The organism is Microcoleus sp. D3_18a_C4 (assembly GCF_036702415.1).
In the GTDB taxonomy this organism is placed as follows: Bacteria; Cyanobacteriota; Cyanobacteriia; order Cyanobacteriales; family Microcoleaceae; genus Microcoleus.
The window spans coordinates 71524-95826 of record NZ_JAUBTI010000020.1; the positions used below are offsets into that span (position 1 = coordinate 71524).

Consider the following 24303-nt stretch of genomic DNA (forward strand, 5'->3'; position numbering starts at 1 on the left):
TTACTAACAGTTAATTACTAATGACTAATGACTAACAACTAATGACTTATCACAACCAATATTCAGTTGTCTGAAAACTCGTTCTCGCTCGTCTAGCTAGCTGATACTGCTGCTAGCTGACTCAGTACGTCCTTTAACTTTTGAGTTACCTCAACGGGCGGATCGCACAGGGGCGGACGGGTGGAGCCTACATCCCAGCCTTGAAGTTTGAGAGCTGTCTTGACGGGAATGGGATTTGTGGTGAGAAAAAGAGCTTTAAACAGGTCAAAAAGTTGCAAGTGAATCTGGGTAGCGACTTGAACTTGACCGGCCTCGAAAGCTTTTATCATCTGTTGCAGTTGTTCTCCTACCAGATGGCTGGCTACGCTAACTACACCAGATCCTCCTACCGCCAACATTGGCAAAGTTAGGGAATCATCTCCAGAATATATGGCAAATTCAGGGGATGTCAAGCACCGAATTTGACTTGTTTGATCCAAGTTGCCACTTGCTTCTTTTACGGCGACAATGTTGGGGATTTGGGCCAATCGAGCCACCGTCTCCGGCAACATATTCTGACCAGTGCGACCGGGGATGTTATATAACATTATAGGCAATTCTGGAGCAGATTCCGCGATCGCCCGAAAATGATTATATAAACCTTCTTGCGGCGGCTTGTTGTAATAAGGAACCACCTGCAAACAACCATCTAACCCTAGTTTAGCTGCTTTTTCGGTAGCTGCTACTGCTTCTGAAGTAGAATTCGATCCGGCTCCTGCGATTACCAACGCCTTACCGGCCACCGCCTTTTGTACCACCTGAAATAATTCGTACTCTTCATCCCAGGTCATAGTGGGAGACTCGCCAGTAGTGCCGCACACTACCAAGCTATCCGTACCGCGATCGGCTAAATGAACTGCCAATTGTTCTGCTACCGCATAGTTAACGCTGCCGTCTTCCTTAAACGGCGTAATCATTGCAGTCAGAACCCGTCCAAACTTTACCACACTTTCTCCGATTTTAGACTGTTGATGTTTGATTTTAAATTTTTGATTTCAGATGAAAGGTTGATCTAAAATCCCCAATTTCAATTTCCCAATTGCCAGGGTTCCCCCTAAGTAGAAGCCGCCGCCACTGGGGTTCGCAACAAATCTTTTTGGGCCAGCAACTCAGCTATCTGCACCGCATTTAAAGCCGCCCCTTTGCGAATTTGATCGCCCGACAGCCACATTTCCAGCCCGCAGGGGTGAGAAATATCTTGGCGAATCCTGCCGACTAACACGTCATCCTTACCGCTGGCCTCGACAGGCATCGGGAAATAATTAGCTTGCCAGTCTTCTACCAGCTTAACCCCGCTTGCCTGCTTTAAGATTTCCCTGGCCTCGATCGCGCTAAAAGGCTCTGCAAACTCTAGATTAATCGCTTCCGAATGAGCCCGCAGTACGGGAACCCGCACGCAAGTTGCCGTAATTTTAATCTCGTCCGTACCAAATATCTTCCGAGTTTCGTTTACCATTTTCATCTCTTCTTCACAATACCCCAAATCGTTAATCGGGGTGTTGTGCGGAAACAAATTAAATGCTAAGGGGTAGGGAAATATATCTGTTTGGGGAGTTTCCCCCTGCAAAATTGCTCTTGCTTGAGCTTTCATTTCCTCCATTGCCCTCGCCCCCGCCCCGCTGGCAGACTGGTAAGTTGCTACAACGATGCGCTGTATCGGCCTAACTTTGTGAAGCGGCCAAACGGCAACTGCCATCAAAATAGTCGTGCAGTTGGGATTAGCAATTATACCTCGGTGAGATGCCGCCGCTTGGGGATTGACTTCTGGAACCACTAGCGGTACGTTCGCATCCATGCGGAAAGCGCTAGAATTGTCAATTACCACTGCTCCGGCTGCCACCGCTTGCGGAGCCCATAATTTAGAAGTAGAGCCGCCGGCAGAGGCGAGCACCAGATCTACATTATCAAACGATCGCGCCGAAACTGCTTCGACCGGCAGCATCTCGCCGCCAAAAGGCAAGGTAGTGCCTGCTGAACGTTCCGAAGCCAGCAGCTTCAAGTTAGAAATCGGAAAACTCCGGCTGTGCAAGAGTTCTAGCAACTCGGCACCGACTGCGCCCGTAGCCCCTAAAATGGCAACTCGATAGGATTGAGACAAATTAGTTTCCTCCACAAATTAAACTCTAAACGATCGAAATCAAAAATTTAAATAACTGCAATTCTCAATATCAAACTTAATTACTGTTATGCGACATCAGGAGCATGAGAGGATAGCAATGGTGCAGTTAAGCGAAAAGGGCGATCGAACTTCCTGAATGCGACGTGCGATCGTACCCAATGCCAGTTTAGCATCTTTTGCCAATCGCCCACGCCCAATCCGCATCCGGTTAAGTTTTGCGATATATCTGCATTTTCGCAGGCGCATCCATTGACTTTGACTGGCCGCAGAGGCAGGCAAGATTGACATCACAGGGCGATATGTGCTATGGTGCATCGGCAATTAGTGGACTTAACCTCCACATTCCTAGCAGCAAAAGCTAGTATCCTCAAACCAAAACTATTTGGCAAGAGCCAAAAAAGTAGCCGGCAATGACTTACAGTCTCATCCGGTAAAGGTGTTGTAGTTGTGCCGTTACGAGTCAAAGCGTACCAAATTAAAATGCAGGCAAAGTCAGATTTGTATGTATTTTATCAAGGAAATTGGGTCTAAAACCCTGTCCTTCTAGGACGGCTTTAATTTCTTAAATCCCTTCCTAAAAGTCAGGAAATTTCTAGTATTCTAGAGTAGTCAAGGTTAAACTCCTGGGCCATAGTGCATAAAAACAGTTAACGACACACTTTGGCGCGTAAACCGGGGGACTCAGAGCGGCGAAAACTCTATAAACAGCTAGGGGCTTAACACAGTTCCTTTAACCAGAGAAACAAACTATTTAGTCTTGTTAAGTAGGGTAGGGCATACCCGAACTCTAGGTAAATATCCTAGTACGCTTTTGGAGATAGACCAAGAAGGGATGACTGCGAATCAGGCTCGTTAATTGGTAGGATTTCTACGGTTAAAAAGTTTGAGGATTGCCGAAAGGACGCAACATTTTAAGGTCAGTCGCTGAATTAAGAATCCCTGACCTAAAGGACAGGGAGTGTCAATACACTATTGTTAAATATCAAAAAAGCCGATGAAAGTAACCCAGGAAAAACTTCCAGCTAGCCAAATTGGTCTGGAAATCGAAGTACCGTCAGAAAAGTCAAAACAAGCTTACGAGCAAGTAATTAAACAATTTGCTCGCGAGGTTAATATTCCTGGGTTCCGCAAAGGCAAAGTTCCCCGTCAAGTTTTGCTACAGCGCCTAGGCCAGACTCGTTTGAAGGCGACGGCTTTGGAAAATGTGATTAATGATTCCCTGCAAAAAGCCCTCGAACAAGAAAAAATTGCCGCAATTGGCAGTTTTGAACTTCGCACCGAGTTTGAAGAATTACTAGCTAAGTTCGATCCAGAACAGCCTCTGATTTTTTCGGCGAAGGTTGACGTACAACCCGAAGTGAAACTGGGTCAGTACACAGGTTTGCAGCTTCAAGCAGAAGAAGCTAAGTATGATGAGGGTCAGGTAGATGAGGTACTGGCAAAATATCGATCGGACAAAGCTACTTTAATCCCTGTAGAAGGCCGGCCGGCTCAGTTGGGAGACACGGCTTTGGTTGATTTCTCCGGTAGATATGCCGAAGCACCCGAAGGCGAAACTCCCGCAGAAATTCCCGGCGGTCAAGCAGAAGACTTTCAAGTAGAATTATCGGAAAATCAGTTTGTACCGGGCTTTATCCAAGGCATGATCGGGATGAATCCGGGAGAAACGAGAGAAGTTTCTGTGCAGTTCCCCGAAGAGTATAGCAGTGAAGAATTAGCAGGAAAACCGGCAGTCTTTACGATTACTCTCAAAGAACTTAAGGAAAAAGAATTGCCGGAGTTGGACGACGACTTCGCCCAAGAAGTCAGCGAGTTTGAAACTTTAGCAGAACTGCGCGAATCGCTGGAAACTCGGTTTAAAGCAGACCAAGAAAACAAGACATCAGCTAATAAGGAAAAAGCTATATCAGAAGCCCTCGTGCAGCTAATAGAAGTGGAAATTCCCGAAACAATGCTCGATCGCGAAATCGATTATTTGTTGAATCAACAAGCCGTCCAATTGAAAAATTACGGCATAGATATCAACCAACTGTTTACCGAAGAAAATATGGGCCCGATGCGGGAACGCTCGCGCCCGGAAGCAATCGAGCGGCTCAAGCAGACTCTAGCTCTGGCAGAAGTAGCCAAGCTGGAATCCTTATCTGTTGAACCAGCAGAAGTAAAAGCAGAAGTAGCAAAAATCAGAAAGCAGTTTCCCAAAGGAGATTTTGACCCCCAAAGGTTGCAGGAATTTGTAGCAGAAGACTTGCTCAAACAAAAAACCCTGAAATGGTTGGAAGAAAAAGGAACAATCGAACTCGTACCTGAAGGCTCTCTGACTCCTGCCGCAGAATCGGAAGAATTAGAAGAATCAGACGCTGAAGTTTTGGATGTTTCAGCCACAAGTGTCGAAGTTGAAGTCGTAGGCGAAGAGTAGGGCCCAGAATGAAAGTAGTAGGGACACCGCACGCCAGCCCTTCTTTGTGTCAACAAACACGTTAAACCCGCAGTCCGGCAGGGGTTGAAACCCCTGCCTCAAAGCTAAAGTCCTCGCTATGAGGACTGAATAATTCATTAGTCCTCATAGCGAGGACTTTAGCTATTAGACAGGGAATTCATTCCCTGGCGGACTAGCGGGTCCACTGGTGGACTTGGCGGGCTGAAAGCTTAAGTGGACACTAATGGGGTCTTGGAGTGTCCCTACGGCGGGGATCGATCGGGGGTATGTGAAGTGCGATCGCATTTTACGTTAAATGTCGAGCTACTGTTGAATTTGGGTTAAATAGTCACAAGATTTTTGCTCGACTATACCCAATGCCCAATGCCCCATTCCTCATTCCCCATTCCCCATTCCCCCGATATCTGTTCAGAAGAGGCATAATAGTTAAAAGCTGGCGGCTTAATTTAAAGCTTTCATCAGCAGCAGCAAATTGTCTAGAATCCTTGACTGGTGTCTTATGGTTGTATCTCAATCTTCCAATTACCTAATTACAAGCTATAACGATTTTGATGTCAGTTCCAGCCCCAGCAATGTAGTGCCGATGGTGCTAGAACAGTCGGGGATGGGCGAGCGGGCCTTTGACATTTACTCGCGCTTGCTGCGGGAGCGAATTGTGTTTTTAGGAACTCCCGTAACCGACGAAGTTGCTGACTCAATAGTGGCTCAGCTATTGTATCTAGATGCCGAAGACCCAGAAAAAGATGTCCAAATGTACATTAATTCCCCCGGCGGCTCGGTGACGGCAGGCATGGCAATTTATGACACAATGCAGCAAATCCGCCCGGATGTGGTGACGATTTGTTACGGTTTGGCAGCGAGTATGGGCGCATTTCTACTGACAGCAGGAGCCCACGGTAAGCGGATGTCTCTTCCGAGTTCCCGGATTATGATTCACCAGCCGCTTGGAGGCGCTCAAGGTCAAGCAGTTGATATTGAGATTCAAGCCAAAGAAATCCTTTATCATAAACGTAAGCTGAATCAACTGCTAGCGCACCACACAGGTCAACCGATCGACAAATTAGAGGCGGATACAGAGCGCGACTTTTTTATGTCAGCCGAGGAAGCCAAAAATTACGGTTTGGTCGATCGAGTTATCGAAAAGGAAAACCTTCCGACGGCGGGAGAGAATGTCACTGCACTGAATTAAGAGGCTGTTATGTCTAAGTACGACTCCCATCTAAAATGTTCGTTTTGTGGCAAGTCTCAAGAGCAAGTACGCAAGTTGATCGCAGGCCCAGGGGTGTATATCTGCGACGAATGCGTTGACTTGTGCAATGAAATTTTAGATGAGGAGTTGTTTGACTCCAGTGCAGTGCCCGCAGCGGCGGTGGCCCCGAAGCAGGAAACGACGCAAAAGCGCCGCGCTACATCGGGCAAAAGTATGTCGCTGAGCCAAATTCCCAAGCCGAGGGAAATTAAAAATTATCTCGACGAAAATGCGATCGGGCAAGATGAGGCGAAAAAGGTGCTCTCGGTGGCAGTTTACAACCACTACAAGCGCCTGAGCTTTATCCATGCCAAAAATAGCGGCAAGCACCCGCCGGAAGAAGTAGAACTGCAAAAATCGAATATTTTGTTAATCGGGCCGACGGGCTGCGGGAAAACTCTGCTGGCTCAGACTTTGGCGGATATGCTGGATGTGCCGTTTGCGGTGGCTGACGCGACGACGCTGACGGAAGCGGGCTATGTCGGGGAAGATGTAGAAAATATTTTGCTGCGGCTGCTGCAAGTGGCAGATATGGACGTGGAAGAGGCGCAGCGCGGAATTATTTATATTGATGAAATTGACAAAATTGCCCGCAAGAGCGAAAATCCTTCGATTACGCGGGATGTGTCTGGGGAAGGCGTACAGCAGGCGCTGCTGAAAATGCTTGAGGGGACGATCGCCAATGTACCTCCCCAAGGTGGCCGTAAGCATCCCTACCAAGACTGCATCCAAATTGACACTAGCAATATCATGTTTATCTGCGGCGGTGCTTTTGTCGGTCTTGAGAAAGTGATAGAGCAGAGAACGGGTAAAAAGTCAATGGGTTTTATTCAGCCGGGAGAAGCTCAGCCGAAGGAAAAGCGGGCTGCTGATGTACTCAAGCAACTGGAACCGGATGATTTGGTGAAGTTTGGGATGATTCCTGAGTTTATTGGGCGGGTGCCGGTGGCGGCGGTGTTAGAGCCGCTGGATGAGGAAACGTTGATGGCGATTTTGACTGAGCCGCGCAATGCTTTGGTTAAGCAGTATCAAAAGCTGCTGAAGATGGATAATGTGCAGTTGGACTTTAAGCCAGAGGCGATTCGGGCGATCGCCCAGGAAGCATACCGCCGCAAAACTGGAGCACGGGCGCTGCGGGGAATTGTCGAAGAATTGATGTTGGATGTGATGTACGAGTTGCCGTCGCGCAAGGATGTTGCCCGGTGTACGATTACTAAGGAAATGGTTGAGAAGCGATCGACGGCTGAGTTATTGGTACTTCCGTCTTCGCTACCAAAACCGGAATCGGCTTAAAAGTTTTCACATTGTCAATAAGTCTTTTAGGGCGGGATCTCCTGCCCAACCCATACTCCCCACAAGAAAATTCACTCTTTGTGGAACAGGCATCTTGCCTGTTCTTGAGCATGGTACAACATATCATATCGTTTCCGGTTGCATCGAAATTATTAGTAGCCGAAATTAGGAGACGGCAGTGCCGTCTCCCTACCCAAAATAACATTGTAGGGAGATGGCACTGCCGTCTCCTCTATCATTTCCAAGAGTGCAACCGAAATTGATATCATATCAAGCCAATGCCCAATGCCCAATTCTCATTTACCAATCAATAAAATCATCCTCACCTAACTCAGAAGATAACTCGGAAAAATCCGGTTCAGATTCCAATCTAAAAGTTTCCGACTCCCAAATCTCCAAGTCATCCGACAAATCGACTACTTCCCCGTCAAACATATCAGCCAACTTCCTAGTCGAATTCGCGACATCTCGCGCGTCATCACGCACCGCTATAGCCTGAGCGTTAAAGTCATTTTGAGAGTCTGTAGAACCGTTTGTGGGCGATCGCGATTCGGAAATTGCCGGCACATTAACAGCGGTATTTTCAGTCGCTGGCGGGTGTTTTTGTTCTTCTCCACCATTCCCCAAAAAATCATCTGTAATCTCAGAAGCCGGCGAGTTCTGCACCTGTTGGCCCGCATCACTCACAGGATGAGAATTCCTGGGATTTTCGCCAACACGTCCGTTAGAAGTAGGCAAATCCTTGGCGCGGGAACTTTTAGTTTCAGCGGGATTTGTCAAGCCCACTTTTACTGTTACTCGACGGTTAAAAATTTGCAAAAAAGCTTCTTCAATATTAGCTACTTTGTCTTTAACCATATTGAGCAACGGCTGCGAACTAATCTTAACATAAGCAGTATCATTGCTAAAAATTACTAGCTGTCCATGTTGGCGAAGCAGCGATTGAGTGCCATGCGGCCGCACGCGGTCAAGTACCTGTTCCCACACTCGATTTAAATCGATTTCATCGGCCCAATTAGTCGGTGAATAATGTGTTTGATTCGTTTCAGCAGTTGGTACAGGTGCGGGAATTGCAGCCGGAGGTGTGCTTTCTATCCGATTAGCCACAGGCGGCGAAGTCGGTGGAGGATTTTGCGAATTGGGAACTGAAGATTGTTCAATATTAGATGTCTGGCTCCCCGCCGATTGTAGGGGCGGTGCCCCCGTGCCCGCCCTTGGTTGGGGGGGGTGATTTTGTGGTGGTTGAGCAACATTTTTCGCTGGTTCGCTTGTTGGTTGTAGCTGAGTTCTAATTGCTGAGGGCAACAATCCCAACAGCGTTACTTCCAGCCACAAACGCGGCTGAGTGGTGTTTTTAATTTGCACTTCGTGGGTTTGCAAATGTTTCTGACCGGCCAAAATCAACTCGGCATCCCAATTGCGGGCAAAAGTAGCCAGTTTTTCCCACGTTGCAGATGTTAAAGCTACTAAATCTGAGCGTTTCGGTGCAGCTTTAGCTATTAGCAAATCTCGGTAAAAGCTCGCGAGACTTTGCAGCACGATTAGCGGTTCCCGACCGCGATCCATGAGGTGGCGGGTCATGTCTATTAATGCTGTAGCGTTATCTGTATCAATAGCTTGCAGCAAATCCATTAAATCATTTTCAGGGACTGCGCCGACTAAATCCCAAACTTTTTCGACTGTTACTTGACCGGGAAATAAGCTCAGTTGGTCGAGCAAACTTTCGGCATCTCGCAGACCTCCTTGGGCGATTTGAGCAACCATTTGTACTGCATCGCTGGCAATATTGATGTTTTCTAATTGGGCAATTTTGTGCAAGTGAGCAATCATTGCTTCGAGGGGGATGCGGCGAAAATCAAATTTTTGGCAACGAGAAATAATAGTGGGTAATACTCTTTGTGGGTCGGTTGTTGCGAGGACGAATACAACGCGATCGGGCGGTTCTTCTAGGGTTTTGAGTAGAGAGTTGAATGCCTGGGTGCTTAGCATATGGCAATTATGAACCAGAAGACCGTTAGCGACAAAATTGTGGTTGTCTTCTACTTCAATATCATAAACTCTCTCGACCCCAGCGACTTTTACAGATTCGACTGTCTCCAAACTTGTAATCCATTGAAGGGATTGAATATTTTTTAAAGTCTGATACCCATTTTCTACTGGTTTCAGCACCCATGTGTATGTAGTCGTAGGTTTTACAGGTGTTAGACCTTGTGTAAAATTTAGTTGTTGTTGGGTATCCCAAACCTGTAAGCCAATTGGCAAGAAGTTGATTTTCTGCCCTAGAATATCCTTCTGTATGAATTTGGATGCTTGGACTTCCTTCTGGGGAAATGCTGAGCGAGCCATCATCCATGTACCACCAAGCAAGTCCTTCTGGAGTGACGCGATCGAGCCAATCCATTGTGACGTATTTTCCGTTTCCGTTGGGTTTAACAGCGTCAAAGACATCTCTAAGTTGGGGATGGCAGACGGTGTTGCAACAGACTGATATATTTCCGTATCCTCGGTTAGGTGTAACTCGTAACTTTGGTCGCAGTGTCGAAAGGCAAGAAGCTTTGTATTCCAACCATTCCCGCTGCTTTTCTCCGTGTGTCCAGCCCAATCTTGGAAATCGGCTATATTTATTTGGGTAGGTGATAAAACCGTCTCCAAGTAATGTTCCGTAGATGAGTCCGAGTGTTTCTGGTTGCAAAACTTCGGCATTTGCCAAGAACTTTTCCGTTCTTGCATCCCAAAGTCCATGTCCTTTTTTATACGGATGTCGCTGCCAATGAGACTGAATACTCTTAATCCCTTTGCCTTTTTTTTGTAAAAAGTCTGGTATTTCGAGTTGTTCTCCACAGCCACACGCACAGAGAGGTTGGATGGCTTGAGCCTGTTCGAGAATAGAGGCCAAGTCGTAGGATTTTTGTCCGTAGGTATTCCCGTAAAATTGATGTCCTCTGGCAAATCTCCGCAAGCGTCCATCTGTTCCAATTTTGTGAATGACGGTGCCGCACCCACATTCACAGGGGATAGTATCTTCACTCCTTCTTTTACGTCTTTTGCTCGTATCCATCCCTGTTCTGTCCTGATTGGATGATTGCCGGTACATCTGATTTCTCGGTTGGCGGTTTTAATCACCAGTGTTTGTTTTTCCCCTCGGTCTAACCACCTCAAAACTTTTTTAAATTCCCAAACTTCTGAAGTTTCGTTATAGCTGAGAACTTGTTTTCCTTTGATGTTGGGATTGTCGATCCGCATCAGACCTTCGCTAGTTTTTACCTGAGAATCACCGGTCAAACACTCGTCGATTACATATACTTTATAGCGGCACTGTACGGGGGAAAATTGAGCCCGTTCGATCAAATCCCGAATGTTATCTACTCCGGTGTTGCTGGCGGCGTCAATTTCGATGACATCTAGTGTCGAACCTCGGGCAATTTCTTGGCAAACGTTGCATTTGCCACAGGGTGTGGGGGTGGGGGCTACCGTAGAAATACAGTTGAGGGATTTGGCGAAAATTCGGGCACTGGAGGTTTTACCGGTGCCTCTGGGGCCGGTGAATAGATATGCTGGTGCTATGCGCTCTTGTAGGATGGCGCTGGTGAGGGTTTGGGCGATCGCCTCTTGACCGACTAATTCGGCAAATGTCTGAGGGCGATATTTGTGATGCAGGGGTTCGTAGGTCACGATCGAATATTGGTGGTATTGTAAATCTTCGTTGAGTTTATAAGCAATTATAAACAATAATGGTATCATATCGCTATGATTGTTGAACAAGAAATACGCACAGATCAAAGAACGGAAGTCTCAAATGCAGCTAACAGAGAGGCACATCATTAAATCGACGGAACACCGTTTCGCCCAAATTGACGAACTAGCTTTCAAGTCCAAAAACCTCTACAATGCCGCCAATTACGTCATTCGTCAGAGTTTTATTTATGGATGGGGTTATGTCAGTTATAACGAAATGAACCGATTGATGAAGTCTCATGAAGCATACAAGGCTTTGCCTGCTAAAGTAAGCCAGCAAATCTTGATAGTGTTAGACAAGAATTGGAAATCGTTTTTTGAAGCAGTTAAAGCTTACAAGGCTGATTATTCAAAATTCACTGGTCGCCCAAAGCTGCCAAAGTACAAAGATAAAGTCAAAGGGCGAAACCTTCTCGTTTACACGAGTCAAGCAATTAGTAGTAAACAGTTGAAGAAAGGAATCATTAAACTTTCCGGCACTGAACTTTCAATTAAAACCCAACTCAATCCCAACCAGATTTGTCAAGTGAGACTGGTTCCGAAATGTGATTCCTATGTAATTGAGGTGATTTATGATGAACCGGAGTCTACCCTTGGCAATGCCAACTCTGTAGCTAGTATTGATTTGGGACTGGATAATTTAGTGGCGTTAACTTCAAATCAGCCGGGATTTATCCCTTTGTTGATTAATGGACGCCCATTAAAATCGATTAACCAGTTCTACAACAAACGCAAATCTCGATTACAATCCCAATTGAAAGGGAATCGCAAAACTTCACCACGGATTCAGCGCTTAACTCGCTGTCGCAACCAGAAAGTTGATAACTATTTGCATCAGGCTAGTCGTGTGATTGTTGACCATTTGGTAGTGAACCAAATTGGAACGCTGGTAATCGGCAAAAATGCACAGTGGAAAACCGATATCAATCTAGGTAAACAAACCAACCCAAACTTTGTCAGTATTCCTCACTCTCGATTAATTGAGATATTAGAATACAAAGCTCGGCTGGTAGGAATCACAGTAATTGTACAGGAAGAATCCTACACATCCCGCTCCAGTTTTTTAGGTTTAGACCCAATTCCTGTTTATGGAAAAACAGAAAAAGAGCCTGTGTTCACTGGTAAACGGATCAAGCGAGGTTTGTACAAAACATCGACGGGTCAGTTAATTAATTCCGATGTGAATGCTTCGTACAACATTCTCAGAAAAGCAATCCCAAATGCGTTTAGCTTTCTTGATAGAGAGCTGCGTAGTTGGGCCAATGCGGGTTAATCCGCTCAAAGTAAAAGTGAAGGGGGAGGGACTTGAAGCCTCCCATGTCTATAAATGACTATACTTTTGCCAGCTATTAGCTGTAATCTTAGCTAAGGAGACGTTGTTCGATCGCAAAGAGAGCTCGACTCTCACAGCAAGCCGCCCGGTGGGCTTGCAAGGCGGGAGTGAGGGTACAGTAGGAATTATCACTCTCCCAACGTCCGCCCCTCGATCGTCCGGGCGATCGGCTGTTCTCCTGGATGTTTTCTGCTGCTGGCTCCCAGAGTTACTATTAATTTATGTGTATTTCTTTTTATTTTTCTAGAAACGGAGACCGCCGAACCAACATTTTTTTTAGCTGTATTGGTATAATATATTACAGACAATTCACCATTTCTATTGGCCAGTGCCAGCGCGCGATTTCCCCATATTTCGGAAACCGGCTTGCAGTTAAAGATAAAGTATTAATTAGAGGGTGCGTGTTCCAGTTGCAGAAATCCAGTTGTACCAAGATGATGGTGGAATGATGTCAATGTTGGTTGATCCAGTTGCACTACCAGCTCTACTCTGGAGTCCTGTATAAATATAGCGTCAAATTTTACCCTTTAAAAGCCCATGTCAACCCAAATAATCCTTGTAGAACCAAGGTTGGCAGTAGCCTCTCCCAAACCTAAACAGGCTAAACCCGGAGATCCGTCCTCAGACCAACTCTTCATGGGAGCCTCGGGATTACTGTTGTTATTGCTTATCGGTTTAGCTGTGTTTACCAAGCTAAAACTCGACGATTTGAGCAAAAAGCTCAAGTTTGAGGAGTTTAGAAATCGAGAACTCCAGAAAAAATACAAAATGGCTCTGGAAACCATGTCAAAGATGGAAAAGAATCCCGACCTTATCCACTCGCGAGACTTTAATTTAGACTACCTGAGAATGCGAATGGCGGAAGAAGTCTTTCACTTTGCCATTGTGAACCAGATCAAGGTAAAAGTTAAAGAAAAAATTAGTATTGCTCTGCGTCCGACTCAGGGGGCAGTGGGAGAAAAAAATGGGAATGCGGGCAGCGGCAGGCAAGTGGATTCGATGTTTGATATCGAATACGAAACTGGCGATCCGGCAGTAAAAATAGAAAAACGTGTGCTGTTTCGGATTCAAATTAAGCTGATGAAACTGCCGACTCAGGCAACATCGGCGACAATTAATCAAATTATTGACTGTTTGGAAACTTATCTGAGTCCTTCAGACGACCACGACAGTTGGCAGCCGACAATTCAAGGTCGCATCGTTCATATTGAGTGGGATCAAAAAGCCAAGCCGACGCCGATGTTGGTGCTGGAACAGTCGAATGAAGGGGTGAATGTTACCTTTAGAACTACGAGAACGCCTGCGGGCCGACCTGCAAATGACCTTGAGAGCCAGTTGACAGGAGCTAAAGGTCAAAAAAGTGGCAAAAGTAGTTCTAAAACTCCAGCCAAAGGTGCAACAAAAAGTCCTGCCAAGGTAGGAGGAAAGCGTCCCGGTTCTCGGAAATAAGTTGAGGTGGATTAATATTATTTTCCCGAAAGAACGCCTGTGGCAGCCGCTGTTGATGTATCTTGTGCGAGGTAGCCGTCTTCCATGTGAATAATGCGATCGGCTATATCTAAAATGCGGTTGTCGTGGGTGACAAGCAAAATAGTGCAGTGCTGTTCTTTTGCCAAACCTCGCATAATTTCTACCACATCTCGACCTGATTTACTGTCTAGGGCTGCTGTGGGTTCGTCTGCTAATACTAATTTCGGCTGGCTGACTAATGCGCGGGCGATCGCCACTCTTTGTTTTTGGCCGCCCGAAAGACTGCTGGGGTAATAATCTATTCTGTCTCCCAACCCCACAGCTTCCAGAATTCCTTCTATTTTATCATTAGTTTCTTTGTGAGAAAGATGGTTGTGCAGGTCGAGGGACATTTGCACATTTTGCCTAGCACTCAAGCATTTGAGCAAATTATGAGCTTGGAAAATATAGCCGATGTCGCGACGGACTTTAACTAACTTATTTTTCGCGGTTCCCCGCAATTCTTGGTCCAGAATTTTCAGACTACCTTCTTGGATAGATCGCAAAGCTCCAATCAAGGTTAACAATGTTGTTTTACCAGACCCCGAAGGCCCTGTCATCAGCACAATTTCGCCAGGATAAATTTCGAGGTTGATGTCAAATAATGTCTGTTTGCGAAGTTGACCTTCGCCGAAAGAATGGTTGAGATTTTTAATCGAGACAACGGGTAGAGTGTTCATAGTAATAGCTAGATTTAAAAAAAGCAACGACCCAGGTTCATATACGATCGGGATCGATTCCCTGCGATCGCAAATAAGCCGCCAATCGCTCTTTTTGTGCTCGTTCAGCGTCGGCCCGTTGGCGTTCAGCGTCGGCCCGTTGGCGTTCCTGTTCGGCCCGTTCTCGTTCCTGTTCGGCGTGCAGGCTTTCAAGCCTAGCTCGTTCGCTTCCTGTCAGCAATAAATTGCCTTGGTTATCCCACCAGCGCAACCACTGCTGCGTCTGATTTTGATAGCTACCCGACCATACACCCAACTCTACTCCCATCAGGTCGATCGGGTAATGTCCGCGATCGTTTGGTTCCAAGCGGCGATACCGAGTATTCACACAGTTGTAGACTTCTAATTCACTGGTTTGGATTTTATAGATAGCGTAGTAGGGAATCCTGATAATCCGCTCGTATACCCAAAATTTTCCTGGTTTCTGGTTTCCGCCAGAGGGTAAAGCAGATAAGGGAGTGCTGTCGAGTTCTTCAGAACCATCACCCGAAGCAAATTCGATCGCAATCAGCGGCACAATATACTCGCGCCACAGCACGTAGGAACGGCGGTATTGCCCGTCTAATCTCGGCGGAACGTTGGGGACGTAGAACCAGTCAGGGGCTTCTGCACCCTTTTCTGGAGGGTCAGTTTCGCGCCAGTAGATACCGCAATCTTGCCCGATCGCATATTGTCCGTCAGGATGAAGATTTTGCAGCGTAATTTCCAGGGAGTCTGTGAGCAGGATACTCTGGGGATGTTCTTGAAAGTTTTTCACAAACGTGCCGTCAGATTCTGGGAGTTGCGTGTGATCGGGAAAGGCGGGAGGCAACGCTGTGGGGTTGAGGTTTTGGGTCATAGCGTAGAACCGAGGGAGAGCGCGATCGAGACGGATGCTTTCTTACAGCATAGCGTTCGATCGGCACAGCTATCCAATTCCCGATCTGGCAAAAAATTAAGGGGATAGTAAACCCAGAGTTGGTATTACTTTATTTTTTCGAGGCAGAAACCTGGTTTTTTGTGAAAATATGAGATTCCGAGCCTTTAATGTCGATTAAAAACCCGGTTTTTTTTGTACGGCTGCGTCCAGGACTGTACTTATTCTTAGCATTCTTCAATGAGATAAACCTGTAAAATTCAAAATAATCACACCTAGGATGATGAAGGAAATGGCAGAAATTCTAAAAACCGTAATGGGATCTTTAAAAAAGAAAATGCCTCCAATAGTGACAAGAGCAATCCCCAACCCGGAGAAAATTGCATAAGCTACGCTCACATCTAACTTTTTAATAGCTAAATTTAAAAATATAAAACTAATTCCATAAAAAATTAGCATCAAAATCGAGGGAACGACTTTTGTGAAACCCTCTGATAATTTCATATAAATAGTGCCTGCGGCCTCTAAAACGACAGCAAGAAGTAGATAAATCCAGCTTACAGAATAGTGTGGCTTTGGTATTGACATTTTTGTTCCTCAATAATTTTGCGTGTTTTGCTCGTTTCCTGGATAATTTAAGGGTTTTAAATTTTCACTTCAGGATATAAGGCGTTTTGTTTTGCTCTGAGAATCTTCTGTTTGACTCGATCTCCCAAATTATCTATAAGTGAATACGCTGCATCAAATCCCAAAAATGCCATAAAATATAAATTAGCCTTATACCCAAAAATGCAAAATAATAAAACTGTTATTTTGGTAATAATCCGATTGTAAAAAATTACTTTTAATACCAAATGTAACGAATTTTTATGATTATCGCTAAAATCATTTAACCATTCATCTGCAAAAGATGAAAACGCTATGGCAAGAAATATCAACAACCCAGTAGATAGCGATGAGAAGTCGATTGCAACTGGAAAAATTAATAGTCTCCATACAGCAGAAATAAGGATCGATACTGTTAAAAGTCTAAAAATTAAGTTGTCTATTTTACCCGATCCCAATAATCCTACAGCTACACCTATGAAAATTATCCCAGAGATGTAGTCTATAAAAACTAAAGAAACAAGTAAAAACATGGAGATAGCAGCTAGGAATAGTGCAATTTTTTTATTAAAAATGGATTCGTCATAGGCTTCATCAATGTATTTAGTGGAACCTCCTAAAACCATATAACCACATAACCACATAAAATGTAAAAGTTTAGCGCTAGATTATCAGCATTTTTTATGATAAAAAAAACTTATATTAGTATAACTAATGACAGGATGACAGCAGGGGTGACGATTTTCATAGTAAAGATCAACCAAAGGAAACTTTGGGCGCAAAGGAAAGTTAGACTAAAACAAATCATAATACGCATGGGGGCGATAAACCCGGTTTCTCCGAATTTTGCATTGAGTAACGAGAAATCTACGAAGAAACTGGGTTTCTGAGACTTATCCCCTGAAAATCTATCCGTTAAATCAGTTACATCCCGTACATTGCTCGTTGCCGAACTTCTTGCGTTAAAAAATATCTGCCGGATCTGCCGCCTGCAACTTCCTAACTGCGATCGCCCCTGATACAGTACACATAATAACTGTCATTGTAAACACAGTTACAACTTTTCCCAAAGTCATGTACATCGGCAAACTCGTAGCAGTTCTCGCTAAATTGTACAGCACCATAGAAATCCCAAGCCCTGGCAAATAACCAAGGATTGCCAAAATTAAAGCCTCTTGAAAAACCACACTCAAAAAGTAACTGTCTTTATATCCCATCGCCTTCAAAGTAGCGTATTCTGGCAAATGGTCGGTAACATCAGTATAGAGAATTTGATAGACAATCACGATGCCGACAATAAACCCCATTGTCGCGCCGAGAGTGAAAATAAATCCGATCGCCGTGCTTTCCTCCCAATATTTTCTCTCAAAAGCTATAAACTCTTCTTTAGAAGCAATTGTCACGTCTTGCGGTAAAGTTGCCCTCATTTTTTCAATAACTGCCTTGACATCAGTTCCCGGCTGCAAGTGAACAATTCCGACATCAATTAAGCCTCTAGTTCTTCTACTGTGAAAAATCCGCAGAAAGTTCAAATCGCTGGTAATAATATTGCCATCAGCACCGAAAGATGCTCCTAAAGTAAATAACCCCTCTACAGTAACGCGGCGGTTATCTATTTCAGTTTCCACAGGCTTTCCCTGGTTGAAATATTCTGCTACTGGCCCAAACTCCGGGCGGGAAGCTCGATCGAATAAAACGACATCTGAAATTTGGATTTTGTCCAAATTATCCTTAACTTCCGGCAGATCAAAGATGGGACGAGCGGGGTCAAAACCGATTACCATCAGTTGGCGGGTATTGTTTTTGTCTGGGGCGGGATTTTTCCACAAACCAAAGCCTAGATATACCGGGCTGATTCCGGTAACGCCATTAAAACTCAAAGCTTGATACAAACGCCGTTGGGGAAAACTTTTCATGGCTATTAAAGCCGTAGATTGCGTGCTGGTGATAAAAATATCCCCTTTTAATTGCGAGTGAAAGCTGATGGAACTTTCAAACAGAGCATCTCTAAATCCAAACTGGATAAACATCAGCAAGTCGGCAAATCCAATGCCGGCTAGCGCGATTACTAAACGCATTTTTTCGCGGGTTAACTGTGCCCAAGCTAGCGGTATTTTTGCCATAAGAGTCAATCAATTTTAGATTTTAGATTTTAGATTTAGGATTTGGGATTTTGGATTGAATAATTTTAGGATTTAAGCACGGGTGTTGAGAAATCGGGTTTTTTACGCTTATATTTGATTCACACCCTTAATCTCGGTAAAAAACCCGGTTTCTTGAGTCCCCCTGCGTAAGTTTGGTCAAGGTAAAATTTAGATGTCTATTTTAACTTCAACCTGCAAGTTTGTTAGGGTTGCAACTTTCTTGCTCGATGCCGGATCGAGGCGAATTCTTACTTCGACAACTCTAGCATCGGTGTCGGCTGCGGGGTCTGTATTGAGGACATCTTTTTTACCGATTTGTTTGCCGATGCGATCGACTCTTCCTTCCAAAGCGCCTGCAAAAACCGGGCTGGTGACTGTTGCGCGCTGGCCGTTTCGCACTTTGGCGATGTCGGTTTCGTAAACTTCTGCTATGGCGTACATTTGGTCGGTGCGGCCTAGTTCTACGATGCCGTCTTGGGTGTTGACACGTTCTCCTTGTCGGCTGTGAACTTTGAGGATGTAGCCGGATACGGGTGCTTTGACGTAACTTAAGTTTAAGTCTACTTGAGCTTTTTGTTTGGTGGCGATCGCACTTTCGACGGCTGCTTGGGCCGCTTGCACGTCTTCGGGGCGTACTTCGGCAATTTGGTCGAGATTTGCTTTGGCTTGATTGATTTGTTCTTCGCCGGTTTCGGCTTTTTGTTTGAGTATTGCTTCGGCTTGATTGATTTGTTCTCGTCCTGTTTCTATCTTTTGATTTAAGGTGGCTCTAGCTTGGTTAATTTCCTGCCTACCTGTTTCTAACTTGCGTTTGAGATTGGCTCGCGATTGATTGATTTCCTGCTGGCCTGTTTCTAATTTTTGTTTGATTGTTGCTTTAGTTTCGACTATTTCCTCACGCAAAGTTTGCACGGTTTTTTCTAATATAGCTTGCGCTTCTTTGACTCTCTGGCGAGCTGTCTCTGCTGCTAAACGTTTGGTGTCGTAGGCGGAAGCAGAAATTGCGCCTGTTTCTGAGAGTTCTTTATTGCGTTGTTCCTCGGCTTCGGCGTTGGTTAATTCGGCTTTTAGCCGATCGACTGTAGCGTTTTGAGAGGCAATTTCGCCGCGCAATTGAGCTTCTAACCTAGCCAATTTGGATTGCTGCACCTCTGTTTCTCTGTCTAGTTGTGCCTCAAATTTAGCAAGATTAGCTTGTTCGGCTTCGGTTTCTCTTTGCAGTTGTGCCTCAAATTTGGCGACGTTAGCTTGTTCGGCTTCGGTTTCTCTTCGCAGTTGAGCTTCTAAGCGGGCGACATTGGCTGCTTCGCCTTCGGTTTCTCTTTGCACTTGTGCTTCAAACTTGGCAACTTCTGCTTGTTGAGCGCCGACAACGCCTGTTTTTGCGCCTGCTTGAATTTTCGCTAATTCTGCTTGTTTGACTTTGACTTCTTTGTCGGCTTGTTGGAGGATTGCTTGGAGCCGATCGCGCGTATCGAGAACTGCTATGATTTGTCCTTGACTGACTCGATCGCCCTCTTCCACCTGCAACAGTTCAATTCTTGCTCCCTCCGACGCCGAAGGGGCCGACAATTTGATAACTTCCCCCTGCGGAGTCAACCTACCCAAAGCGGTAACGCTGTTGCGGGTGGAGGCGGAAGTTGCAGCAGCCGTTGCAGCCTCCGCCTTTAACTCTTCGGCTTTTCTCAGTTGAGATACTTGCCAAAAACCAACTCCTGTGGTAATGACAGTGGCGGCGATCGCTAAACCGATGATTCCTCGCCCTGGGGGTTTTAAAAATGATTTATCCTTGAGCCGTGATTCCTTTACCATTACTTATAAAGTAGGTGATTTCCTGATTAAGTTTTTTCCCCCTACTGTAAAGTATTGTAAACAATTTTCAGCTATTTAGGGATATCAAAAAGCACCTCGGTCATGTAATGTTCTGCCCAATCTTGACCGAAAGCTTTTTCTAGTACGCGGCGGGTTTTGTCGTTTTGCTGCTGCTGGGTGCAGTAGTAAATTTGAGCGTCTAGAATTTCCGAGGCTTCGGCGGCAGAGACTGGTTCGGAAGCGACTGCGTGTTTGCAGTGAATTTCAACGTAGGATTCAACAATATCCAAAAACCGACTGTTTTCTTCGATCGACTCTGGCCGCACAAACAGACAAAATTCTGAGAAAATATCCCCCCATTCGGGAATTGGGCGGGGACAAGAAAATTGCTTGATTGGCAAAATTTCCAGTTGGGTTCGGTAGGTTTCCGACAAAGTTCGATCTCGATTGAGGGGAGAAAGGTCTGCGATCGCGGCGCTAACTTGGCCTTTGCCTGCTACGATATCCGTACCGAACATCGGCAAAGCATAATTCGGTCTGGGAAACATCACGCAGTGCAGAATGTCAAGTACCGGCCCGACTTTAGCGAGTTCGAGGTGGATTTTGCGGAACTGAGGCGTTTGATAGCAGCGGTTTTCCACGATCAGTTTTTCTCCTTCCAAGCGCCCTTCTATATATCCCAACTCAGCGGGCAGGTGGTAGGGTTCGAGGTCGAGATAGCGGTGCCAGACTGCTTCCATTCGGTCTGCTAAATCGCGGATGAGATGGTGCTGTTGTTCGCGCAGAGAAGGCTGGGATGTTTCTAACATTCTTATTTATCGGGGGATAGCTTAATAAAACTTGATTCTACTGTTGCAGGATGCAGGAAAAAAGGTAGATACTTTAACAATATCAGTAGATTGACTTAAGATTGACTTACGATCGAGCAAGTTTTACAGGAGATTTTGTATGTTTGGTCTGGGATTGCCCGAAATGGGCATTATTGCGGTGGTTGCCATACTAATTTTCGGCCCCAAGAAGATTCCTGAGTTGGGAAATGCTTTGGGGAAAACGCTGCGGAGTTTTAAGGATGGCATCGGTCAATCTGAGGATGAAGCTGTTGAGAAGGATAAAGAGGAAGAGGGCCAGCCGAAAGTTTAAATTAGGTTTGTAGTGAGGATTTTATAGCAATCCTAAATGAGTAGTCGTAAATTTTTTACCCCACCCCAACCCTCCCCGATGCCTTGGGGAGGGAGTAAGAAATTCACAAATGATTGAGGATTGCTATAGTCCTCATTGTTCAGGACTGAAGCCATCACTACGAACCTATTCGGGAAATTTGCCTTCTCTAACTTCAAGGGAATAATCTTTCACAGCTTGGGTAATTGTTTCTCGCAAATTGGCGTAAGCTTTGGCAAAAGGCGGCTGTTTTTCGGAAAGTCCCAACAAATCAGAAGTAACTAAAACTTGACCGTCGCAGTGCGGCCCGGCGCCGATACCGATGGTGGGAATAGTTAATTTTTGGGTAATTTGAGCGGCTAAGTCTGCGGGAATGTGTTCTAGCACGATCGCAAAGGCACCGGCTTCTTGAAGGGCGATCGACTCTGCTAGGATGCGATCGGCTGCTTCGGCCGTTTTTCCTTGTTTTTTGTAGCCGAGTTGGTGTACCGACTGCGGAGTTAAACCGACGTGTCCCATCACCGGAATTCCGGCGGATGTTAGCTGGGAAACTGTGGCGGCCATTGCTGGATATCCACCTTCCAATTTTACAGCTTGAGCGCCGGTTTCTTTCAAAGCTCTCCCTGCCGAGTGCATGGCTTGCTGGGGACTTTCTTGGTAAGTCAAAAACGGCAAATCGACCACAATTAATGCTTGTTTAACTCCACGACGCACTGCTTTAGCGTGGTGCAGCATTTCATCGAGGGTTATGGGTAGGGTTGTGTCGTAGCCTAAGACTGTCATGGCGAGGGAATCGCCGACTAGGATGATATCTACGCCTGCTCGATCGATGAGTTGGGCGATCGCATAATCATAAGCTGTCAGGGCAACAATTGACCGCCCTTGTTGTTTCCACTGAATTAATTGATGAGTAGTGACTGACATTTTAGTGCAAAAATATAATATTATCTGTCTTCTACAAAAACATCCTCAAAGTCTCTATAACCACTCAACACCCTTTCAATTTGGATACCATTTTTAATAACGCGGTAAAAAATTACATATTTATCTACAGGTAAACTGCGTAGAGACGGTGCTAATTCCTCACGACTGCGCCCCATTTCTGGAAAATCTGCTAATAAACGAAATTTTTCCTGAAAAACATTAAGGAAATGGTTGGCTGCATTGGCGCTAAACTGCAACAGATAGTTCGTGAGTTCCCTTAAATCTTGCTTGGCGGGGGCACTCAAAATGTATCGACTCATTTTTCACCCTCATCGGCTTGCTGAATCTCCTCACGCAGTTCTCTTAAAACTTCTTCACCATCAAAAACCTCTCCGCGATCGGAAGCTTCAATTCCAATCATTATTTCCTTGCGGAGTTCCTCTAAACGCACCAAGCGTTCCATTTCTCGTTGTTCTAGCAATCGTAACGCAGCCCATACCACTTCAGAAGCTGATGAGTATCTACCGTTGTTGACTGTTGACTGAACAAACTGCTCTAGTTCGGGAGTTAAGGATATGTTCATTACGTTGAGTCACCTATTTGAGTCAACTACTATTTCCCATAATAACAAAAAACTATCAAATTTTGCGATCGGGATTTTAAACAATGAATCAGAGACAAGTAAGCTCTAATGTAGGTATAGCCAGCATTTCACGTTAATAATTTAGATTTTACACGCGAATATAGCTTTGCATTCCCTCTGCTGGCAAAACAATCAACCGCTGATTTTTCAAGTCCGGTTCTAAACCCAAATCTTCGAGGGGAATTAAGCCCAGTAAAGGTTCTTCTCCTGCGGGAATTTCTACACAATCATACCTGCCTTCTCGTCCAGCTACGGCCAGACCAACATTTTTGAACAGACGAAATTGTCTAGATCCTATTGCTGTCTTTCCTTGGATTTCCCCAACTAGAGTTAAACCTAACTGAGCGATAATATCTGCTGGTAAGCAGAGTCGTGTGGCGCCTGTATCGACTAAGACGTTATCGATGGTGATACAGCGTATTTGCTCTGCGGGGATGAACCCTCTTTCTGCTAGCATCTTGTCTACTTCGTTGGTGACGGTTATTGTGGCGGTGACTCGGCCCATTTTTTTATCCTTTTGTTTGGCTAGAGAATGTTTTCGTTGCTTTTTGACTAAATTATCTACAATCTAGGCGGCCTATTTTACATTTTAACAATATTTGTAACTAAAAGCGCTGTTGTTCTTTATTGTTGAAATTGGGTTGACAAATATGGCAACTTAATAGCAAAAATGCTCTCTAATTATTGAATTACGAAGCTTCTGCCATTCTTGTTTAGAAACATCTGCACGAGTTTTGTCACCCGATGGATCGCGGATATCCCAAATTGTATCTGCAATCCGATCTAGCGATCGCCCATGATAACGATAATCGAAGTCCCAGAAAGCATCACCGACGCAATCTCCTTGTGTAGTAATCATTTCTCGATCGACTGTATTACGAATAGCATTCCATTCGCGGATGTAGGCAGAAGAATCGTCAGATCGCAATTTTCGACCTCCCAATTGAGGATTCACTCTATAAAAAAACCAATCCGTCAGCCTATCCACAGCTTGAGTTCGTGATTCATAATCGCTGACTCCCGCACGGGCTAGATTAGTGCCGACAATAGCGATAGCCAAACCCATAACACACACCGCTGAGAACTTCGAGGCTGAGTTAATTGACAGTGATTTAATTAGCATAGCGAGCTATAAAGTAAATGAATTTCAAGTTTAATTTAAATTAAATTTATAGCCTTTCTCAGTAACATGAGGTACTCTCGCGGGCATAGGGCATAGGGCTCCGTGGGCATAGGGCTCCGTGGGCATCGGGCATCGGCATAGGACTCGCCCCCATACCTCACTTTCTTGAGAACCGCTATAACTTTTATATCCCACAATTGGAAATATACATTTCGCGTCGAATTGCTAACCATTCATTGCTGTGGGCTTTATCACCTCTACTAATTTGCTGCCCTGTCGTTTGAGGATGACGGCTATAAAAAATTATATCTGCGAGGCGATCGTAGGTTTGCTCGTATGTCTCGCCGTTAATTACTGTGAATTCCCATCCTATATCTCTTGGGCCGGGACTATTGCAAACTTCTTGTGCGGGCTTAACTCGTGGATCTATTGCTGTGCGTAATCTCTGTCATTCATTTATATAGTTGCGATCGCCCGCTTGCAGTTTGCGATTGTTGAGTTCAGGATTAACCTTGTAGAACAAGAAAGGGAGCATCTCAGTTATGCAATAAGTAGAAATACTCAGAGAAAAAGTATGAGAGAATAGGACAAAAGATAAAAGGAA

Annotated in this window: 21 protein-coding genes and 1 pseudogene; 6 read left to right on the forward strand and 16 right to left on the reverse strand. The window is 45.1% G+C overall.

Annotated features, from left to right (window positions below; genetic code table 11):
• Positions 1-92: 92 nt before the first annotated feature.
• The 3 genes from dapA to QUB16_RS12295 all read right to left on the reverse strand — a co-directional run bounded on the left by dapA (position 93) and on the right by QUB16_RS12295 (position 2446).
• Positions 93-986 carry a 4-hydroxy-tetrahydrodipicolinate synthase gene (dapA, locus tag QUB16_RS12285; RefSeq protein WP_333316327.1) on the reverse strand — a complete coding sequence of 298 codons (894 nt, stop codon included), beginning with the start codon at positions 984-986 and terminating at the stop codon, positions 93-95.
• Positions 987-1093: 107 nt separating this feature from the next.
• Positions 1094-2152 carry an aspartate-semialdehyde dehydrogenase gene (locus QUB16_RS12290; RefSeq protein WP_333316329.1) on the reverse strand — a complete coding sequence of 353 codons (1059 nt, stop codon included), beginning with the start codon at positions 2150-2152 and terminating at the stop codon, positions 1094-1096.
• An 81-nt stretch (positions 2153-2233) separates the two neighbouring features.
• Positions 2234-2446 carry a hypothetical protein gene (locus QUB16_RS12295; RefSeq protein ID WP_333316331.1) on the reverse strand — a complete coding sequence of 71 codons (213 nt, stop codon included), beginning with the start codon at positions 2444-2446 and terminating at the stop codon, positions 2234-2236.
• Between the two features lie 706 nt (positions 2447-3152).
• Here QUB16_RS12295 and tig point away from each other — a divergent pair.
• The 3 genes from tig (at position 3153) to clpX (ending at position 7137) form a co-directional block, all read left to right on the forward strand.
• Positions 3153-4574: a trigger factor gene (gene tig, locus QUB16_RS12300; protein ID WP_333316334.1), complete on the forward strand. Its 1422-nt coding sequence runs from the start codon at positions 3153-3155 to the stop codon at positions 4572-4574.
• 520 nt (positions 4575-5094) lie between these two features.
• Positions 5095-5784 (forward strand): ATP-dependent Clp endopeptidase proteolytic subunit ClpP, encoded by a 690-nt coding sequence (gene clpP / locus QUB16_RS12305; protein ID WP_333045253.1) that lies wholly within the window; start codon positions 5095-5097, stop codon positions 5782-5784.
• A 9-nt stretch (positions 5785-5793) separates the two neighbouring features.
• Positions 5794-7137, forward strand: coding sequence for an ATP-dependent protease ATP-binding subunit ClpX (gene clpX / locus QUB16_RS12310; protein WP_333103398.1), 1344 nt, complete (start codon positions 5794-5796; stop codon positions 7135-7137).
• Positions 7138-7437: 300 nt separating this feature from the next.
• On the opposite strand, the gene dnaX is transcribed toward clpX, so the two are convergent.
• Positions 7438-10809, reverse strand: coding sequence for a DNA polymerase III subunit gamma/tau (dnaX, locus tag QUB16_RS12315; protein ID WP_333316364.1), 3372 nt, complete (start codon positions 10807-10809; stop codon positions 7438-7440).
• Between the two features lie 124 nt (positions 10810-10933).
• On the opposite strand from dnaX, the pseudogene QUB16_RS12320 reads away from it, so the two are divergent.
• Both QUB16_RS12320 and QUB16_RS12325 read left to right on the forward strand, forming a co-directional pair.
• Positions 10934-12203: pseudogene (locus tag QUB16_RS12320) on the forward strand (RNA-guided endonuclease InsQ/TnpB family protein).
• A gap of 539 nt (positions 12204-12742) precedes the next feature.
• Positions 12743-13654, forward strand: a complete 912-nt coding sequence (locus QUB16_RS12325) for a hypothetical protein (protein WP_333316336.1) — start codon at positions 12743-12745, stop codon at positions 13652-13654.
• A 17-nt stretch (positions 13655-13671) separates the two neighbouring features.
• On the opposite strand, the gene QUB16_RS12330 is transcribed toward QUB16_RS12325, so the two are convergent.
• The 7 genes from QUB16_RS12330 to QUB16_RS12360 all read right to left on the reverse strand — a co-directional run bounded on the left by QUB16_RS12330 (position 13672) and on the right by QUB16_RS12360 (position 20660).
• Positions 13672-14394 (reverse strand): DevA family ABC transporter ATP-binding protein, encoded by a 723-nt coding sequence (locus QUB16_RS12330; protein WP_333316339.1) that lies wholly within the window; start codon positions 14392-14394, stop codon positions 13672-13674.
• Positions 14395-14431: 37 nt separating this feature from the next.
• Positions 14432-15271 carry a Uma2 family endonuclease gene (locus QUB16_RS12335; RefSeq protein WP_333316340.1) on the reverse strand — a complete coding sequence of 280 codons (840 nt, stop codon included), beginning with the start codon at positions 15269-15271 and terminating at the stop codon, positions 14432-14434.
• Positions 15272-15526: 255 nt separating this feature from the next.
• Positions 15527-15877 carry a multidrug efflux SMR transporter gene (locus tag QUB16_RS12340; protein WP_333138474.1) on the reverse strand — a complete coding sequence of 117 codons (351 nt, stop codon included), beginning with the start codon at positions 15875-15877 and terminating at the stop codon, positions 15527-15529.
• A gap of 56 nt (positions 15878-15933) precedes the next feature.
• A complete protein-coding gene (locus QUB16_RS12345; RefSeq protein WP_333316342.1) occupies positions 15934-16521 on the reverse strand; it encodes a hypothetical protein in 588 nt (195 codons plus the stop codon).
• Positions 16522-16857: 336 nt separating this feature from the next.
• Entirely contained in the window at positions 16858-18018 is a 1161-nt protein-coding gene (devC, locus tag QUB16_RS12350) for an ABC transporter permease DevC (protein WP_333316344.1), read from the reverse strand.
• A gap of 189 nt (positions 18019-18207) precedes the next feature.
• Complete coding sequence (locus QUB16_RS12355) at positions 18208-19851, reverse strand: HlyD family efflux transporter periplasmic adaptor subunit (RefSeq protein ID WP_333316346.1); 1644 nt, start codon at positions 19849-19851, stop codon at positions 18208-18210.
• 71 nt (positions 19852-19922) lie between these two features.
• Positions 19923-20660 carry a phycocyanobilin:ferredoxin oxidoreductase gene (locus QUB16_RS12360; protein WP_333316348.1) on the reverse strand — a complete coding sequence of 246 codons (738 nt, stop codon included), beginning with the start codon at positions 20658-20660 and terminating at the stop codon, positions 19923-19925.
• 139 nt (positions 20661-20799) lie between these two features.
• Between QUB16_RS12360 and tatA the strand changes: the two genes are divergently transcribed.
• The gene (gene tatA, locus QUB16_RS12365) at positions 20800-20991 is read left to right on the forward strand and encodes a twin-arginine translocase TatA/TatE family subunit (protein WP_333045245.1); all 192 of its coding nucleotides are present in this window, start codon (positions 20800-20802) and stop codon (positions 20989-20991) included.
• 165 nt (positions 20992-21156) lie between these two features.
• On the opposite strand, the gene panB is transcribed toward tatA, so the two are convergent.
• The 5 genes from panB to QUB16_RS12390 form a co-directional block, all read right to left on the reverse strand.
• A complete protein-coding gene (gene panB, locus QUB16_RS12370) occupies positions 21157-21933 on the reverse strand; it encodes a 3-methyl-2-oxobutanoate hydroxymethyltransferase (protein WP_333316350.1) in 777 nt (258 codons plus the stop codon).
• 20 nt (positions 21934-21953) lie between these two features.
• Positions 21954-22253 (reverse strand): type II toxin-antitoxin system RelE/ParE family toxin, encoded by a 300-nt coding sequence (locus QUB16_RS12375; protein WP_333316352.1) that lies wholly within the window; start codon positions 22251-22253, stop codon positions 21954-21956.
• Positions 22250-22516 (reverse strand): type II toxin-antitoxin system ParD family antitoxin, encoded by a 267-nt coding sequence (locus QUB16_RS12380; protein WP_333054747.1) that lies wholly within the window; start codon positions 22514-22516, stop codon positions 22250-22252. Before QUB16_RS12380 ends, QUB16_RS12375 begins: the two co-directional genes overlap by 4 nt.
• A 148-nt stretch (positions 22517-22664) precedes the next feature.
• Positions 22665-23081 (reverse strand): aspartyl protease family protein, encoded by a 417-nt coding sequence (locus QUB16_RS12385; RefSeq protein WP_333316354.1) that lies wholly within the window; start codon positions 23079-23081, stop codon positions 22665-22667.
• A 153-nt stretch (positions 23082-23234) separates the two neighbouring features.
• Positions 23235-23642 carry a hypothetical protein gene (locus tag QUB16_RS12390; RefSeq protein ID WP_333316356.1) on the reverse strand — a complete coding sequence of 136 codons (408 nt, stop codon included), beginning with the start codon at positions 23640-23642 and terminating at the stop codon, positions 23235-23237.
• Positions 23643-24303 lie beyond the last annotated feature (661 nt).

What these genes read in the sequence shown, in the direction of transcription:
- QUB16_RS12345 (WP_333316342.1), bottom strand. Translation starts at nt 16,521, where the DNA reads ATGGTTTTAGGAGGTTCCACTAAATACATTGATGAAGCCTATGACGAA.
- QUB16_RS12375 (WP_333316352.1), bottom strand. Translation starts at nt 22,253, where the DNA reads ATGAGTCGATACATTTTGAGTGCCCCCGCCAAGCAAGATTTAAGGGAA.
- QUB16_RS12380 (WP_333054747.1), bottom strand. Translation starts at nt 22,516, where the DNA reads ATGAACATATCCTTAACTCCCGAACTAGAGCAGTTTGTTCAGTCAACA.
- clpP (WP_333045253.1), top strand. Translation starts at nt 5,095, where the DNA reads ATGGTTGTATCTCAATCTTCCAATTACCTAATTACAAGCTATAACGAT.
- devC (WP_333316344.1), bottom strand. Translation starts at nt 18,018, where the DNA reads ATGGCAAAAATACCGCTAGCTTGGGCACAGTTAACCCGCGAAAAAATG.
- QUB16_RS12325 (WP_333316336.1), top strand. Translation starts at nt 12,743, where the DNA reads ATGTCAACCCAAATAATCCTTGTAGAACCAAGGTTGGCAGTAGCCTCT.
- QUB16_RS12330 (WP_333316339.1), bottom strand. Translation starts at nt 14,394, where the DNA reads ATGAACACTCTACCCGTTGTCTCGATTAAAAATCTCAACCATTCTTTC.
- QUB16_RS12390 (WP_333316356.1), bottom strand. Translation starts at nt 23,642, where the DNA reads ATGGGTTTGGCTATCGCTATTGTCGGCACTAATCTAGCCCGTGCGGGA.
- QUB16_RS12385 (WP_333316354.1), bottom strand. Translation starts at nt 23,081, where the DNA reads ATGGGCCGAGTCACCGCCACAATAACCGTCACCAACGAAGTAGACAAG.
- QUB16_RS12360 (WP_333316348.1), bottom strand. Translation starts at nt 20,660, where the DNA reads ATGTTAGAAACATCCCAGCCTTCTCTGCGCGAACAACAGCACCATCTC.
- tatA (WP_333045245.1), top strand. Translation starts at nt 20,800, where the DNA reads ATGTTTGGTCTGGGATTGCCCGAAATGGGCATTATTGCGGTGGTTGCC.
- QUB16_RS12355 (WP_333316346.1), bottom strand. Translation starts at nt 19,851, where the DNA reads ATGGTAAAGGAATCACGGCTCAAGGATAAATCATTTTTAAAACCCCCA.
- QUB16_RS12335 (WP_333316340.1), bottom strand. Translation starts at nt 15,271, where the DNA reads ATGACCCAAAACCTCAACCCCACAGCGTTGCCTCCCGCCTTTCCCGAT.
- clpX (WP_333103398.1), top strand. Translation starts at nt 5,794, where the DNA reads ATGTCTAAGTACGACTCCCATCTAAAATGTTCGTTTTGTGGCAAGTCT.
- panB (WP_333316350.1), bottom strand. Translation starts at nt 21,933, where the DNA reads ATGTCAGTCACTACTCATCAATTAATTCAGTGGAAACAACAAGGGCGG.
- QUB16_RS12295 (WP_333316331.1), bottom strand. Translation starts at nt 2,446, where the DNA reads ATGTCAATCTTGCCTGCCTCTGCGGCCAGTCAAAGTCAATGGATGCGC.
- QUB16_RS12340 (WP_333138474.1), bottom strand. Translation starts at nt 15,877, where the DNA reads ATGTCAATACCAAAGCCACACTATTCTGTAAGCTGGATTTATCTACTT.
- tig (WP_333316334.1), top strand. Translation starts at nt 3,153, where the DNA reads ATGAAAGTAACCCAGGAAAAACTTCCAGCTAGCCAAATTGGTCTGGAA.